This is a genomic window from Pseudomonas sp. NUPR-001 (genome assembly GCF_052147955.1).
In the GTDB taxonomy this organism is placed as follows: Bacteria; Pseudomonadota; Gammaproteobacteria; order Pseudomonadales; family Pseudomonadaceae; genus Aquipseudomonas.
The window spans coordinates 4812161-4828034 of sequence record NZ_CP197353.1 but is presented as its reverse complement, the minus strand read 5'-3'; the positions used below and the strand labels follow the sequence as shown (position 1 = coordinate 4828034).

Sequence of the window (15874 nt, the reverse complement as noted above, 5' to 3'; positions counted from 1 at the left end):
AAGCGCTCCCTGTCGCGCGAATGTTATAGGTGCTGACCGATCTCAAAAATAAGAATCAGTTGCATTGGCTATAACGAGACGAATCGCTTCAGGGCATCGCGTAAAAATACTTTCCAGTCAGTTCAAAATCACCACGGCCGGGAACTCATGCAGTTGCGCCGAGGTGATGTGGGCCAGCGAGCGCAAGGTTTCCACGGGTTGGTCCAGGCGGTAGTTACCAGTGACCGCCACCTGCTCCAGACGCTCGTTGCGGGAGATGATCAGCCCCGGGTAGTAGCGGCGCAGTTCGGCGATGACCTGGCTCAACGGGCAGTTCTCGAAAATCAGCCGGCCTTGGACCCAGGCCAGGTCTTTTTGCGTATCGACGCGTTCACGTTGACCAAAGCCATTGGGTCCGACCCGGATGCTGTCGCCGCTGGACAGGCGAATGCGTTGGTCGCTGCTGGCTTGAAGGTCGATGTCGCCACGTTGCACACGCACCTGAGCCTCGCCATCGAGGTAACGCACGGCAAAGTCGCTGTCGCGAACGCTGGCGCGCAGCGGCCCGGCTTGCAGTTCAAGGGGTTGGCCGAGCCCTGCGGCCACTTCAAAGAAGGCTTCGCCCTGATACAAACGGGCGACGCGCTGGCCGGCCTTGATGTCGCTGGAGAATGCTGAGTTGGTGTTGAGCAGTACTTTGGAGCCGTCCTCAAGTTGCAGGCGCTGGCGCTCACCGACCACGGTCAGGTGATCGGCCTGCAGGCGCATGGGCAGGTTGCCGACGGTGAACACGCCAATCAGCAGCACCGCCGCAGCGGCCAACGGCTTCCAGTGCGGGCGTAAACGCGCCAGGCGTGAAGGGCGGTAGCTCTGGGCCATCTGGCTGGCAGCCTGACGGACGCTGTCGCCTTGCCACAGGGCTTCGGCTTCAACATAGGCTTGGGCGTTGGCAGGGTCGGCTTCCAGCCAGGCTTCGAATGCCTGGGTGTCTTCGGCGCTGGCGCATTGCAGGCGGATCAGCCAGTCCAGCGCCTGGTCCATGGCACTGTCGCAGGCAGCCGAATCTGGCGGCGAAGGGCGATGAGGGGCGCTATCGGTCACGGTAGATCCTGGGTGGTCTTGTAATTCTAATTATGATCAAGCGTATCGGCGTGTGTGGCAAGCCAAGGTCAATCGCGGTTCAGACGACTGGCAACGCCGACACAGATGGCCATGATCAGTTTCAGTTCCTTCTGAACCGTGCTGGCGGAAACATTTAGCTGTTCGGCAATCTCCAGGTAACTGGCGCCGTGCAGACGGCTGAGGATAAAGATTCGCTGCTGGCGGGCGGTCAGTTGCCCGAGGCTGACGCTCAGGCGCTGGAGCAATTGTTCGGCATGGGCGGCGTCTTCGGCGCTACTGGTGGGTGCGGCGACGTTGTGCAGAACCTGCTCGGGCACATCGTCAACCAGGTTGCGCGATTGCGCCCGGCGTGCGCGCAAGTGGTCGAGCGCCAGGTTGCGGGCGGTCTGGAACACGAACGGCTCCAGATGCTCGATCGGCCGTTCGCCCAGCGCCCGGGTTACGCGCAGGTAAGTCTCTTGCAACAGGTCCTCGGCAGTGCTGGGGTTATCCACCATGCGCTGCAAAGTACGCAGCAGGCTGACCCGCTGAGCGAGGAAAACAGTGTTGAACTGGGACTGGCTCACAGCGGTACCTGAGCAATACGAAGCGAATGATAATGCTTATCATAAACGCATTGGTCAAGTGTAGGTGCTTGTGTGCATGTAGGAGCGGGCTTGCCCCGCGATTGCGGTGTATCAGTCACATCGCTTCGCGGGGCAAGCCCGCTCCCACAGCATTACACCGCGTTAAACAGCGCCAGGCAGTTATCCAGCATGCGATTGGAGAAGCCCCATTCGTTGTCATACCAGGCCAGCACTTTGAGCATCCGCCCGTTACTGCGGGTGTGGTTGGCGTCGAAAATCGACGACAGCGGGTTGTGATTGAAGTCGCACGACACCAGCGGCAGGCTGTTGTAACCCAGCACTTTGGAGTGGCGGCTGGCTTCTTTGAACAGGTTGTTGACCTCTTCGACACTGGTGTCGCGCTTGAGGTTGACGGTCAGGTCGACCAGCGACACGTTGATCACCGGTACGCGCACGGCCATGCCGGTGAGTTTGCCCGCCAGCTCCGGCAGCACCAGGCCTACCGCTTCGGCAGCACCGGTTTTGCTCGGGATCATCGACTGGGTGGCCGAGCGGGCGCGGAACGGGTCGCTGTGGGCCACATCGGTCAGGCTCTGGTCATTGGTATAGGCATGAATGGTGGTCATCAGGCCCTGCTCGATACCCAGCTCGCGGTGCAGTACCTGAGCCAGTGGCGCCAGGCAGTTGGTGGTGCAAGAGGCGCTGGAAATGATCTGGTGCGAAGGGCGCAGAATGTCGTGGTTGACCCCATACACAACGGTCGCATCGGCACCTTTGGCCGGTGCCGAGATAATGACTTTACGCGCCCCGGCAGTAAGATGGGCGGCAGCTTTGGCCCTGTCGGTGAAATGCCCGGTGCATTCAAATACCACATCGATGGCTTCGGCTTTCCACGGCAGCTCGGCCGGGTTGCGAATGGCGCTGACGGCAATGCGGTCGCCATTGACGGTCAGGCTTTCATGGTCGGACTCGACACTGGCCGCGAAGATGCCATGCACGCTGTCGTACTTGAGCAAGTGGGCATTGATGGCGCTGTCGCCCAGGTCGTTGATGGCGACGACCTGCAGGTCCTGGCGGTAGCCTTGGGTATAGAGTGCGCGAAGGATGTTGCGGCCAATGCGGCCAAAGCCATTGATTGCGATACGAAGGGTCATAGAGCTACCTCTGGCAGACCGGGTGAAGCCCAAAAAAATGAGCTACTGCTTCACTGAATCTGATTTTGTTGTTGGAATTACAAGATTATTCGTAAAAAAATAGAAAACAAGCCTTTTTACTGGCAGTATTTTATTTAATCTACAACGAGCGATCGGCCAAGCTGTTCCTCCCCCAGCAGCCACCCCTGCCTTTGAGCCTAGGTGGCGAATGCTGATTAGGGAAACCGCCGCAGAGGTCGCAACCACCGATAGCCTGGAGTTCAGTACATGCATCCGCGCATTCTTGAGGTCACCCAACGGCTGATCGCTCGCAGCCGTCCCACCCGTGAGCGCTACTTGCAGTTGATTCGCGGGGCAGCCAGTGACGGGCCGATGCGGGCCAAGCTGCAATGTGCCAACTTCGCCCACGGTGTCGCTGGATGTGGCACCCAGGACAAGAACAGCCTGCGCATGATGAATGCGGCCAATGTCGCTATCGTGTCTTCCTACAACGACATGCTCTCGGCCCACCAGCCTTACCAGCATTACCCCGAACAGATTAAACAGGCGCTGCGTGACATCGGTTCGGTGGGGCAGTTTGCCGGTGGTGTACCGGCCATGTGCGATGGCGTCACCCAAGGTGAGCCGGGCATGGAGCTGGGGATTGCCAGCCGCGAAGTGATCGCCATGTCCACGGCCATTGCCCTGTCGCACAACATGTTCGATGCGGCGCTGATGTTGGGAATTTGCGACAAGATCGTTCCGGGCCTGTTGATGGGCGCACTGCGCTTCGGTCACTTGCCCACCATTTTCGTCCCCGGCGGGCCGATGCCTTCAGGCATTTCCAACAAGGAAAAGGCCGATGTGCGTCAGCGCTATGCCGAGGGCAAGGCCAGCCGCGAAGAGTTGCTGGAATCGGAAATGAAGTCGTACCACAGCCCGGGTACCTGCACCTTTTACGGCACCGCCAACACCAACCAACTGTTGATGGAAGTGATGGGCCTGCACTTGCCGGGGGCATCGTTCGTCAACCCGTACACGCCGCTGCGCGATGCGCTTACCGTCGAGGCGGCGCAGCAGGTCACGCGGATGACCAAGGCCAGCGGCGACTTCATGCCGCTGGGCGAAATCGTCGACGAGAAGGCGCTGGTCAACTCCATCGTTGCCCTGCACGCCACCGGCGGTTCGACCAACCACACCCTGCACATGCCGGCGATTGCCCAGGCCGCCGGTATCCAACTAACCTGGCAAGACATGGCTGACCTCTCGGAAGTGGTGCCGACCCTGTCGCACGTTTACCCGAACGGCAAAGCCGACATCAACCATTTCCAGGCGGCCGGCGGCATGGCCTTCCTGATTCGCGAGTTGCTCGATGCCGGGCTGCTGCATGAAGACGTCAACACCGTGGCCGGCCATGGCTTGCGCCGCTACACCGAGGAGCCGTTCTTGCAGGACGGCAAGCTGGTCTGGCGCCAAGGGCCGCAAGCGAGCCTGGACGAAGCGATCTTGCGCCCGGTGGCCCGGCCATTCTCTCCGGAAGGCGGGCTGCGGGTGATGGAAGGCAACCTCGGCCGTGGCGTCATGAAAGTCTCGGCGGTCGCCCCTGAGCACCAGGTGGTGGAAGCACCGGCGCGGGTATTCCATGACCAGCAAGCCCTGGCCGATGCGTTCCAGGCCGGTGAGCTGGAGCGTGATTTTGTTGCGGTGATGCGCTTCCAGGGCCCGCGTTGCAACGGCATGCCGGAGCTGCACAAGATGACCCCGTTCCTCGGCGTGTTGCAAGACCGCGGCTTCAAAGTCGCGCTGGTTACCGATGGGCGTATGTCGGGGGCTTCGGGGAAAATCCCGGCGGCCATTCATGTCTGCCCGGAAGCCTTCGACGGCGGCCCGCTGGCGCGCGTGCGCGACGGCGACATTGTTCGCGTCGACGGGGTTGCTGGCACCCTGACGGTGCAAGTCGATGCCGTTGAATGGGCCGATCGGGCTAATGCGGCGGCGCCAGGCGGCAGCGATCTGGGCTGCGGGCGTGAGCTGTTCGGCTTCATGCGCATGGCCCTGAGCCCGGCAGAGCAGGGCGCCAGCGCCTTCACGTCGGCCCTGGAAACGCTGAAATGAAGCGCGCCCTGGTCGGTGATATCGGCGGCACCAACGCGCGCTTTGCGCTCTGGGAAAACAACCAGATGCATGCGGTGCAGGTATATGCCACGGCGGATTACACCAGCCCGGAGCAGGCCATCGGTGCTTACCTGCAGGCGCAGGGGTTGAGCAAAGGTGACCAGGGTGCAGTTTGCCTGGCGGTGGCCGGCCCGGTCAGTGGCGATGAGTTTCGCTTTACCAACAACCATTGGCGCCTCAGTCGTCAGGCGTTCTGCCAGAGCTTGCAGGTCGAGCAGTTGTTGCTGATCAATGACTTTACCGCCATGGCCCTGGGCATGACTCGCCTGCAGGCACATGAGTACCGCACGGTTTGCCAGGGCACGGCGCAAGCCGGGCGCCCGGCAGTGGTGATCGGCCCTGGAACCGGGTTGGGGGTGGGGACCCTGTTGGGATTGGACGATGGCCGCTGGCTCGCCCTGCCAGGCGAAGGTGGCCATGTCGACCTGCCGGTGGGCAATGCCCGCGAGGCGCAGATCCGCCAGCACATCGCCAACGACACCGGGCATGTCAGTGCCGAAACCGTGCTCAGCGGTGGCGGCTTGTTACGTTTGTACCAGGCGATCTGCGCCCTGGACGGCTACAGTGCAACCCTGCAAACCCCGGCTGCGATTACCGAGGCAGCGTTGGCAGGTGAGCCTGTGGCCCTGGCGGTTATCGAGCAGTTCTGTTGTTTTCTCGGGCGCGTGGCCGGCAATAACGTGTTGACCCTTGGCGGCCGTGGTGGCGTTTACATTGTTGGCGGCATCATTCCGCGTTTCGCCGAGCTGTTTCTGCGCAGCGGGTTTGCCCGCAGTTTCGCTGAGAAAGGCTGCATGAGCGGCTACTTCAACGAGGTGCCGGTGTGGCTGGTGACCGCCGAGTTTTCCGGTCTGCTCGGTGCTGGCGTGGCATTGCAGCAGTCGGTGGGAGCGGGCTTGCCCCGCGATGCGATATAACTGACACACCGCGATCGCGGGGCAAGCCCGCTCCTACAAGGAACCGAGCTGTGAGCAAGTCGATACTGCTGGTCGACGACGATCAGGACATCCGCGAACTGCTGCAAACCTACCTCAGCCGTGCCGGCTTCAGTGTGCAGGCCGTGGCTGACGGCCAGGGCTTTCGCCAGGCACTGCAGCACGCTGAGTACGATCTGGTGATTCTGGATGTCATGCTCCCCGATGAAGACGGTTTCAGCCTGTGCCGCTGGCTGCGTCAGCACCCGCAACAGTCTCAGGTGCCGATCATCATGCTCACCGCCAGTTCCGATGAGGCCGACCGGGTCATCGGCCTGGAGCTGGGCGCCGATGATTACCTGGGCAAACCCTTCAGCCCGCGTGAATTGCAGGCGCGTATCAAGGCGCTGTTGCGCCGTGCCGGCTTTGGTCAGGAGCGCAACGGCGGTGATGTGCTGGCCTTCGATGAGTGGCGCCTGGATACCATCAGCCACCGCTTGTTTCATCGCGATGGTGAAGAGGTGATTCTGTCCGGTGCCGATTTCGCCTTGCTCAAGTTGTTCCTCGATCACCCGCAGCAGATTCTCGACCGCGACACCATCGGCAACGCCACCCGCGGGCGCGAGCCGATGCCGCTGGATCGCATCGTCGATATGGCGGTCAGCCGCTTGCGTCAACGCCTGCGTGATACGCAAAAACCGCCGCGGCTGATCCGCACCGTGCGCGGCAGTGGCTACCTGTTGGCGGCCAGTGTTGCGCCCGCGCACTGAAGGGCGTTGGCGCCTGCCGCTGCCGCGCTCGTTGCTGGGGCGGATGCTGCTGTTGACGCTGTTGGTGGTGCTGCTGGCCCAAGGGTTGTCGAGCTTGATCTGGCTGTCGCAGTTGCGCGCCAGCCAGATGGAGGGCCTGGTCGCCAGCGCCCGCAGCCTGGCGCATTCGATGAGTGCCAGTGTCAGTTACTTCCGCTCACTGCCGCTGGCTTACCGGCCGATGGTCCTCGACCAATTGCGCAGTATGGGCGGCACACGTTTTGTGGTGTCGCTCAACGACAAACCGTTGGACATGCAGACGCTGCCGGCTACACCGCGCAAGCAGGCGGTAATCAGCGCGGTAGATGAAGTGCTGCGCCAGCGCCTGGGGGCGCAGATGGACATCTCCCTTGAATTCGTCAGCCCGCAAGACCTGCGGATTTTCAACAGTGGTCTGAAGCTCGATGAGCTGCCGCGTTCCTGGGCGCACTACGCCTTGACCCTGGAACCGGTCAATCCACCGATACTGGTCACCCAGATCCGTCTGGCTGAGGGTGAATGGCTGTATATCGCCTCGCTGATGCCCGAGCCCTATACCAGCCTCGAAGATGAAGGCTTGCCTCGTCAGCAGATCTGGTTCATTGGCCTCACCAGCTTTTTCCTGCTGCTGTTCATCGGTTTGCTGGTGCACTGGCAGAGCCGTCCGCTCAAGCGTTTGGCACGTGCCGCGCGGGAGATGTCGCTCGGCGCTGAGGTCGAGCCGGTGCTGGAAGGTGGCGGCAGTGAGGTGGTTGAAGTCGGCCGGGCGTTCAACAGCATGCGTGAGCGTATCAGCCGATACCTGACCGAGCGCAGCCAGTTGTTCAGCGCCATCTCCCATGACTTGCGCACGCCGATTACCCGTCTGCGCCTGCGTGTTGAATTGCTTGAAGACGAGCAACAACAGTTGAAGTTCAGTCGTGATCTGGATGAGCTGGAGATGCTGGTCAAAGGCGCGTTGCAATGCGTCAAAGACACCGACATCCACGAAAACATCGAACCCGTTGATCTCAACCATGCCCTCGATTGCCTGGTCGAGCCGTACCTGGCCAGTGGCCGGGTGACGCTTGAGGGTAGGGCGCTGGCGCCGTATCCGGGCAAGCCGCTGGCACTGCGGCGCTGCATGGGCAACCTGATCGACAACGCCCTGAAATACGGTGAGCGTGCGCACTTACGGGTGCTCGACAGTGAGTCAGGGTTTGTCTTGCAGGTCGACGATGAGGGGCCGGGCGTGCCCGAGCAGCGTCTGGAGCAGGTGTTCGAGCCGCATTTTCGCCTGGCCGGGCAGCAGCAGGGCTACGGTCTGGGCCTGGGTATCGCGCGCAATATTGCCCACAGCCACGGCGGCGAAGTGAGCTTGCGCAACCTGCGTGAAGGCGGTTTGCGCGTGACCTTGAGCCTGCCCCGTAGCCACGACTGACAGAGCCTTCCGACAAATGTCACCAGCCTGTGACATTTGCGCATCCCTTCGTTACCTCCGCCCGCCAAGCGGCTGGTTAGACTCCGATGCAAGCGCAAGCACCACGACTTGCACCTGCATAACAACAAGAAAAGGTTCCGCCCCATGAATGCGATCAATCGTCTCGCTGCTGTCGTTTCTCTTGCCTCCTTGTTGCCCCTGAGCGCCCTGGCCGCTGATGCCGGTACCGTTGAAGTGCTGCACTGGTGGACCTCCGGTGGCGAAGCCAAGGCCGTTGAAACACTCAAGGCGCAGGTGCAGAAAGACGGTTTTATCTGGAAGGACAACGCCGTCGCCGGTGGTGGCGGCGCAGCGGCCATGACCGTGCTCAAGACCCGCGCCATTTCCGGCAACCCGCCTGCCGCTGCACAGATCAAGGGCCCGGATATTCAGGAGTGGGGGGCGCTGGGTTTGCTCACCGAACTCGATGAAGTGTCCGAGGCCAATCACTGGGACACCCTGCTGCCGAAGAAAGTCGCGCAGATCATGAAATACGACGGCCATTACGTGGCCGTGCCGGTGAACATCCACCGGGTCAACTGGCTGTGGATCAACCCCGAGGTATTTGCCAAGGCGGGCGCCACCGTACCGACTACCCTCGATGAACTCTTCGCGGCTGCCGACAAGCTCAAAGCGGCGGGATTCATTCCCCTGGCCCACGGCGGTCAGCCCTGGCAGGACAGCACCGTATTCGAAGACCTGGCACTGAGCATCCTCGGCCCCAAGGGCTATCACGCGGCCTTCGTCGAGCTGGATGAAGCGACCTTGACCGGTACGCAAATGGTCGAGGTGTTCAAGACCCTGCAGCGCCTGGGTACCTACATGGACCCTAATCGCGCCGGGCGTGACTGGAACATCGCCGCTGCCGAGGTCATCAGTGGCAAGGCTGGCATGCAGATCATGGGCGACTGGGCCAAGAGCGAATGGACGGCGGCGGGCAAGGTAGCCGGCAAGGACTACCAATGCGTGGCCTTCCCAGGCACTCAAGGCAGTTTTGCCTACAACATCGACTCGCTGGCGATGTTCAAGCTCAAGAACCCGAACGACATCAAGGCCCAGAATGACCTGGCCAAGGTTGCACTTGAACCGCAGTTCCAGACGGTGTTCAACCAGAACAAAGGCTCGCTGCCGGTGCGTCAGGACATGGACATGAGCCAGTTCGACGCCTGCACGCAGAAGTCCGCCGTGGACTTCAAATACGCCGAGCAAGGCGATGGCCTGCAGCCAAGCATGGCGCACAACATGGCGACTTCCCTGGCGGTGCAGGGGGCGATCTTCGATGTGGTCACCAACTTCCTCAACGACCCGAAAGCGGACCCTGCAACGGCGGTCAAGCAACTGAATTCGGCGATCAAGTCGGCCAAGTAAACGATCGCGGGGCAAGCCCGCTCCCACCGGGCCCCGCGATACCCTCCAACACGGAGCCACCCCATGAACACTGTTGCCACATTCAACAAGGCCTCGCCCGTCGATGCTTTGCAACGCTGGCTGCCCAAACTGGTACTGGCGCCCAGCATGCTGATCGTCCTGGTGGGCTTTTATGGCTACATCCTCTGGACCTTCATCCTGTCCTTTACCAACTCCAGCTTCATGCCCAGCTACAAGTGGGTGGGGCTGGCGCAATACACCCGGTTGCTGGAAAACGACCGCTGGTGGGTGGCGAGCAAGAACCTGCTGGTGTTCGGCGGTCTGTTCATTGCCATCAGCCTGGTGATCGGCGTGCTGCTGGCGGTGTTGCTGGACCAGCGTATCCGTCGCGAAGGGTTTATCCGCACGGTCTACCTGTACCCCATGGCGCTGTCGATGATCGTCACCGGCACTGCCTGGAAGTGGCTGCTCAACCCAGGCCTGGGCCTGGACAAGATGCTCCGCGACTGGGGCTGGGAAGGCTTTCGCCTGGACTGGCTGGTGGACCCGGACCGGGTCGTCTACTGCCTGGTGATCGCTGCGGTATGGCAAGCCTCGGGCTTTGTCATGGCGCTGTTTCTGGCGGGTTTGCGCAGTGTCGATCAGTCGATCATTCGCGCTGCTCAGGTCGACGGCGCCAGCTTGCCGAGCATCTACCTGCGCATTGTGCTGCCCAGCCTGCGCCCGGTGTTTTTCAGCGCCTTGATGATCCTTGCGCATATCGCGATCAAGAGCTTCGACCTGGTTGCGGCAATGACCGCAGGCGGGCCGGGGTATGCCTCGGACCTGCCGGCGATGTTCATGTATTCCTTCACCTTCAGCCGCGGGCAAATGGGCATGGGTTCGGCCAGTGCGATCCTGATGCTCGGGGCGATCCTGTCGATCCTGGTGCCTTACCTGTACTCGGAACTGAGGAACAAGCGCCATGACTAGATCCCTGGCTCCCCGTAGGTTCAGCTTCAGCCGCATCAGCATCTACGCGACGTTGTTGCTGGCCTGCGCGCTGTACCTGATCCCGCTGATTGTGATGCTGCTGACCAGTTTCAAATCGCCGGATGACATCCGCACCGGCAACCTGCTGAGCTGGCCCGAGGTGGTCACCGGCATGGGCTGGATCAAAGCCTGGGACATCGTCGGTGGCTACTTCTGGAATTCGGTGAAAATCACCGTGCCGGCGGTGCTGATCTCGACCCTGCTCGGTGCGCTCAATGGCTATGTGCTGTCGATGTGGCGCTTTCGCGGTTCGCAGCTGTTTTTCGGGCTGTTGCTGTTCGGCTGTTTCCTGCCGTTTCAGACCGTACTGCTACCGGCCTCCTTCACCCTCGGCAAGCTCGGCCTGGCCAGTACCACCACGGGTCTGGTGCTGGTGCACATCGTTTATGGCCTGGCCTTCACCACGCTGTTTTTCCGCAACTACTACTGCAGTGTGCCCGATGCGCTGGTGCAGGCGGCGCGCCTGGACGGGGCGGGCTTTTTCACCATCTTTTTGCGCATTCTGCTGCCGATGTCGGTGCCGATCATCATGGTCTGCCTGATCTGGCAATTCACCCAGATCTGGAACGACTTCCTCTTCGGTGTGGTGTTCGCCAGCGGCGACGCGCAACCGATCACCGTGGCCCTGAACAACCTGGTCAACACCAGCACCGGGGTCAAGGAATACAACGTCGACATGGCGGCGGCGATGATCGCCGGGTTACCGACCCTGTTGGTCTATGTGCTGGCTGGCAAGTATTTCCTGCGCGGGCTTACTGCCGGCGCGGTCAAGGGGTGAATCAACATGGCAACGCTTGAACTGCGCAACGTCAACAAAACCTACGGCAGCGGTCAGCCGGACACCTTGAAGCACATCGATCTGGCGATCGACTCCGGGGAGTTTCTGATTCTGGTCGGGCCCTCTGGCTGCGGTAAATCAACCTTGATGAACTGCATTGCCGGGCTTGAACAGATCAGCGGCGGGGCGATCCTGGTGGACGCTGCCGACATCAGTGGCATGAGCCCCAAGGACCGCGATATCGCCATGGTCTTTCAGTCGTACGCGCTGTACCCGACCATGAACGTGCGCGACAACATCGCCTTCGGCCTGAAGATCCGCAAGCTGTCGGCGGCGGCGATCGATGAAGAAGTGGCGCGGGTGGCTAAGCTGTTACAGATCGAGCACCTGCTCACGCGCAAGCCGGGCCAGCTCTCCGGTGGTCAGCAACAGCGTGTGGCGATGGGTCGGGCACTGGCGCGGCGGCCGAAGATCTACCTGTTCGACGAGCCGCTGTCCAACCTCGACGCCAAGCTGCGGGTGGAGATGCGTACCGAGATCAAACTCATGCACCAGCGCCTGAAAACTACCACGGTGTATGTCACCCACGACCAGATCGAAGCCATGACCCTCGGCGACAAGGTGGCGGTGATGAAGGACGGGCTGATCCAGCAGTTCGGTACCCCGCAGCAGATCTACAACGATCCGGCCAATCTGTTTGTTGCCAGTTTCATTGGCTCGCCGCCGATGAACTTCATTCCTCTGCGCTTGCAGCGCAAGGACGGCCGCTTGCAGGCCTTGCTCGACAGCGGCCAGGCCCGTTGTGAACTGCCGCTAGGGCTCAATGATGCCGGGCTTGAGGAGCGCGAGGTGATCCTCGGCATCCGCCCTGAACAGATCGCCCTGGCCCCGGCGCAGGCCAATGGTTTGCCGAGTATTCACGCCGAGGTGCAGATCACCGAACCGACCGGCCCCGACCTACTGGTGTTCGTCACCCTCAACCAGACCAAGGTGTGTTGCCGCCTGACGCCGGATGTTGCGGTTCAGGTCGGCGACACCCTGAACCTGCAGTTCGACCCGGCGCGGGTACTGCTGTTCGATGCCGCCAGCGGCGAGCGCCTGGGCGTGAATGTCGCGCAGCGTTCTGCTCAGGACAAGGTCGCGCAGTTCAAGGGTCGTTGAACCGGTTGCACGTCATACAAGCCCACCAACAACAATAAAATGAGGACACACGGGATGGATCACTTCAAACGCATCACGCCGCTGCTGCCATTGGGACTGTTGACGGCATTGGGCGTCAGTTGCGGGGCGCACGCGGCCGAGGCTTTTTCTGCCGATTCGAAATGGATGAGCGGTGATTGGGGCGGAACCCGTACCGAGCTGCTGGAAAAGGGCTACGACTTCACCCTGGACTACGTCGGTGAGGTGGCAGGCAACCTCAACGGTGGCTACAACGACGACAAAACGGCACGGTACAGTGACCAGTTCGCGCTTGGCGCTCACCTGGATCTGGAGAAGATCCTCGGCTGGCACGACGCCGAGTTCAAGCTGGCGATCACCGAGCGTAGCGGGCGCAACCTGTCCAACGACCGCATCAGCGACCCGCGTGCCGGGCAGTTCAGTTCCGTGCAGGAAGTCTGGGGCCGTGGTCAGACCTGGCGCTTGACCCAGATGTGGATCAAGCAGAAGTACTTCGACGGCGCCCTGGACGTGAAGCTTGGGCGTTTTGGCGAAGGCGAGGACTTCAACAGCTTTCCCTGCGATTTCCAGAACCTGGCGTTTTGCGGCTCACAGGTCGGCAACTGGGTGGGGAGCGTCTGGTACAACTGGCCGGTGAGCCAGTGGGCGCTGCGGGTCAAATACAACCTCACTCCGGAGTTTTTCGCCCAGGTCGGGGTGTATGAGCAAAACCCTTCCAACCTCGAGACCGGTAACGGCTTCAAGCTCAGTGGCAGTGGCACCAAGGGCATGATCCTGCCGTTCGAACTGGTGTGGTCGCCCAAGGTCAACGCACTGCCGGGTGAATACCGTCTGGGTTACTACTACAGCACGGCCAAGGCCGACGATGTGTTCGACGACGTCAATGGCCAGCCGCAGGCCATTACCGGCAACGACTTCAAGTCGCACTCCAGCAAACATGGCTGGTGGGTGGTGGCGCAGCAGCAAGTCACCGCGCATAACGGCGATGCCAGCCGTGGCCTCAGCCTGTTCGCCAACTTCACCGTGCATGACAAAGCCACCAACGTGGTCGACAACTATCAGCAGGTTGGGCTGGTCTACAAGGGCGCCTTCGATGCCCGGCCCAAGGATGACATCGGCTTTGGCGTGGCACGCATCCACGTCAACGACGATGTGAAAGACCGCGCTGAACTGCTCAACCAGCAGAGCGGTATTGATGATTACGACAACCCCAACTTCGTGCCAATCCAGAAGACCGAGTACAACGCCGAGCTGTATTACGGTGTGCATGTCACCAACTGGCTGACCGTGCGCCCCAACCTGCAGTACATCAAAAGCCCGGGTGGGGTAGACGAGGTGGATAACGCGCTGGTCGCCGGCTTGAAGATTCAGTCGTCGTTCTGAGGCAATATGTTGTAAATTTACGAGCTGATCGCGAAACAAGCCCGCCCCTACCTGGTGGGAGCGGGCTTGTTTCGCGATAAAGGCCCAAACTAACAACAAGAGTCCCCGTTATGCCCGAGCACCCGCTACAACGCTTCTTCACTTCGCAGAGGCCTAGACCGACCTTCGAGTGGGAGCGTTACCAGCAGCGCGATGTGCTGATCATCGATCATCCCCAGTGCCAGGCCGTGTTCAGCCGCCAGGGCGCGCAGTTGCTGCATTTCCAGCCCACAGGCGAACGCCCCTGGTTGTGGTGTGCAGCCCAGTGGCCACAGGTTGGTGCCATTCGCGGTGGTGTTCCGGTGTGCTGGCCCTGGTATGGCCGTCACCCCAGCGAAGACATGTGGCCAGCCCACGGCTGGGCGCGGTTGCTCGACTGGAAGCTGATCGACAGCAGCGAAGACCCAGACGGCGTGACTCTCAAGTGGCGGCTACAGCTGTGCGACTGGCAGGTCGATCTGTCGGCCAGGCTGGGCAAACGCATGGAATTGCAGTTAAGTACCGAACATCAAGACAGCCAACCCTGTCAGCTGAGTCATGCTCTGCTGGCTTACTGGCGTATTAGTGACGTTTCTGAGATAGCGCTGTCTGGGCTAGAAAACATTGAGGGTTATGACCGTTTGAACCGTCAGGCCTGTCGCCAGAAAGGCGCCCTGAAGGTGTTTGGCGGCTGTCAGCGGGTCTTCCCCAATGCGGCGAACGTCCAGCTACACGACCCGGCCTGGCAGCGGCAGTTGAGCATCGATACCGGTGACAGTGAGGACACCATCGTCTGGCACCCCGGCAGTCGGCCATTGATGGGGGTCAGTAGCAGTGAAACGCTGGGCTTCGTCTGTGTTGAGGCCGCCAGTGGCAGCAGTGACAGCTTGAGTTTGGCGCCAGGTGAGCAGGCTCACCTGCGTTTGCAGGCGCAATTGCTCAGTTGAGTTCGTCGTCGATCGGGTAACGGCTGGCGTTGAGGCTTTCCTTGATCTTGCGCAGGTGCGGCTGAAAGTCGACGCCGCGGCGCAAGGTCATGCCGGTGGCCAATACGTCGAGTACGGTCAACTGGATGATGCGCGAAGTCATCGGCATGTAAATATCGGTGTCTTCTGGCAGCGGTATGTTCAGGCTCAGGCTGCTGGCTTTGGCCAGCGGCGAGTCGGCGGCGGTCAGGCCGAGTACCGAGGCGCCGTTTTCCCGGGCCAGGCGTGCGACTTCGACCAGCTCGCGGGTGCGGCCGGTGTAGGAGATGATGACAAATAGCTCACCGGTGTGTGCCACCGAGGCCAGCATGCGTTGCATCAGCACGTCGGCGTGGGCCGAAACGGCGAGGTTGAATCGGAAGAACTTATGTTGCGCATCCAGTGCCACCGGCGCTGAAGCACCGAGGCCGAAAAAGTGGATCTGGCGTGCCTGAATCAGCATGTCGACCGCGCGGCTGATCAGCTGCGGATCGAGCTGCTGGCAGGCGCTGTCCAGCGAGGCAATGGCGCTGCCGAAGATTTTCTGGGTGTAGGAGGCCGGGTCGTCATCGGCTTCAACCGCGCGGCTGACGTAAGCGGCGCCGCTGGCCAGGCTTTGCGCCAGTTGCAGTTTCAGCTCAGGGTAGCCACTGACGCCGAACGAGCGGCAGAAGCGGTTGACCGTTGGTTCGCTGACCTTGGCGGCCTGGGCGAGGGCGGCAATGCTGAAGCGCGTGGCTTGCTGGGGGTTGAGCAAAATGACTTCGGCGACTTTACGCTCAGCCTTGTTCAGTTCTTCGAGGCGGCCCTGGATCTGTTCCAGGAGGTTTCGCACGCGGTCCATGGGTATGTGTCCTTGGGTCGATGAGGCGGCCCGACGGCAGAAGCCGTGAGCGGTTGACGCGGTGGCTTATCGTACTGGTGGCATGGAGGGCGCACCACTTGAATCTGCCACTGAGTAAAATGTTGTGGTTTTTACTACATTATTCCTTGAAAACTGGGAATGAAAACGGTA

14 protein-coding genes are annotated in these 15874 nt (G+C 61.2%); 10 read left to right on the top strand and 4 right to left on the bottom strand.

What is annotated here, in order from left to right:
• Positions 1–117: 117 nt before the first annotated feature.
• The 3 genes from ACP6KB_RS22095 to gap all read right to left on the bottom strand — a co-directional run bounded on the left by ACP6KB_RS22095 (position 118) and on the right by gap (position 2821).
• Positions 118–1080, bottom strand: a complete 963-nt coding sequence (locus ACP6KB_RS22095; protein WP_442109387.1) for a FecR family protein — start codon at positions 1078–1080, stop codon at positions 118–120.
• A gap of 68 nt (positions 1081–1148) precedes the next feature.
• Positions 1149–1667, bottom strand: coding sequence for an RNA polymerase sigma factor (locus ACP6KB_RS22090; RefSeq protein WP_442109386.1), 519 nt, complete (start codon positions 1665–1667; stop codon positions 1149–1151).
• A 152-nt stretch (positions 1668–1819) separates the two neighbouring features.
• Positions 1820–2821, bottom strand: coding sequence for a type I glyceraldehyde-3-phosphate dehydrogenase (gene gap, locus ACP6KB_RS22085; RefSeq protein ID WP_442109385.1), 1002 nt, complete (start codon positions 2819–2821; stop codon positions 1820–1822).
• 267 nt (positions 2822–3088) lie between these two features.
• Between gap and edd the strand changes: the two genes are divergently transcribed.
• From edd to ACP6KB_RS22035, 10 genes are all read left to right on the top strand, one after another.
• Positions 3089–4915 carry a phosphogluconate dehydratase gene (edd, locus tag ACP6KB_RS22080; RefSeq protein ID WP_442109384.1) on the top strand — a complete coding sequence of 609 codons (1827 nt, stop codon included), beginning with the start codon at positions 3089–3091 and terminating at the stop codon, positions 4913–4915.
• Positions 4912–5892 carry a glucokinase gene (locus tag ACP6KB_RS22075; protein ID WP_442109383.1) on the top strand — a complete coding sequence of 327 codons (981 nt, stop codon included), beginning with the start codon at positions 4912–4914 and terminating at the stop codon, positions 5890–5892. Before edd ends, ACP6KB_RS22075 begins: the two co-directional genes overlap by 4 nt.
• Positions 5893–5942: 50 nt before the next feature.
• The gene (locus ACP6KB_RS22070) at positions 5943–6659 is read left to right on the top strand and encodes a response regulator (protein WP_442109382.1); all 717 of its coding nucleotides are present in this window, start codon (positions 5943–5945) and stop codon (positions 6657–6659) included.
• Between the two features lie 43 nt (positions 6660–6702).
• Positions 6703–8097 carry an ATP-binding protein gene (locus ACP6KB_RS22065; RefSeq protein WP_442114360.1) on the top strand — a complete coding sequence of 465 codons (1395 nt, stop codon included), beginning with the start codon at positions 6703–6705 and terminating at the stop codon, positions 8095–8097.
• Positions 8098–8241: 144 nt separating this feature from the next.
• Entirely contained in the window at positions 8242–9504 is a 1263-nt protein-coding gene (locus ACP6KB_RS22060; protein WP_442109381.1) for an ABC transporter substrate-binding protein, read from the top strand.
• A gap of 63 nt (positions 9505–9567) precedes the next feature.
• On the top strand, positions 9568–10476 hold the full coding sequence (locus ACP6KB_RS22055) for a carbohydrate ABC transporter permease (RefSeq protein ID WP_442109380.1): 909 nt from the start codon (positions 9568–9570) through the stop codon (positions 10474–10476).
• The gene (locus tag ACP6KB_RS22050) at positions 10469–11314 is read left to right on the top strand and encodes a carbohydrate ABC transporter permease (RefSeq protein WP_442109379.1); all 846 of its coding nucleotides are present in this window, start codon (positions 10469–10471) and stop codon (positions 11312–11314) included. The genes ACP6KB_RS22055 and ACP6KB_RS22050 overlap by 8 nt, the downstream gene beginning before the upstream one ends.
• Before the next feature lie 6 nt (positions 11315–11320).
• Complete coding sequence (locus ACP6KB_RS22045; RefSeq protein WP_442109378.1) at positions 11321–12475, top strand: ABC transporter ATP-binding protein; 1155 nt, start codon at positions 11321–11323, stop codon at positions 12473–12475.
• 54 nt (positions 12476–12529) lie between these two features.
• Complete coding sequence (locus ACP6KB_RS22040) at positions 12530–13876, top strand: carbohydrate porin (RefSeq protein WP_442109377.1); 1347 nt, start codon at positions 12530–12532, stop codon at positions 13874–13876.
• Between the two features lie 110 nt (positions 13877–13986).
• A complete protein-coding gene (locus tag ACP6KB_RS22035; RefSeq protein WP_442109376.1) occupies positions 13987–14841 on the top strand; it encodes a D-hexose-6-phosphate mutarotase in 855 nt (284 codons plus the stop codon).
• Here ACP6KB_RS22035 and hexR read toward each other — a convergent pair.
• Positions 14834–15694, bottom strand: a complete 861-nt coding sequence (gene hexR / locus ACP6KB_RS22030) for a DNA-binding transcriptional regulator HexR (RefSeq protein WP_174242320.1) — start codon at positions 15692–15694, stop codon at positions 14834–14836. The genes ACP6KB_RS22035 and hexR overlap by 8 nt on opposite strands.
• Positions 15695–15874: the final 180 nt, after the last annotated feature.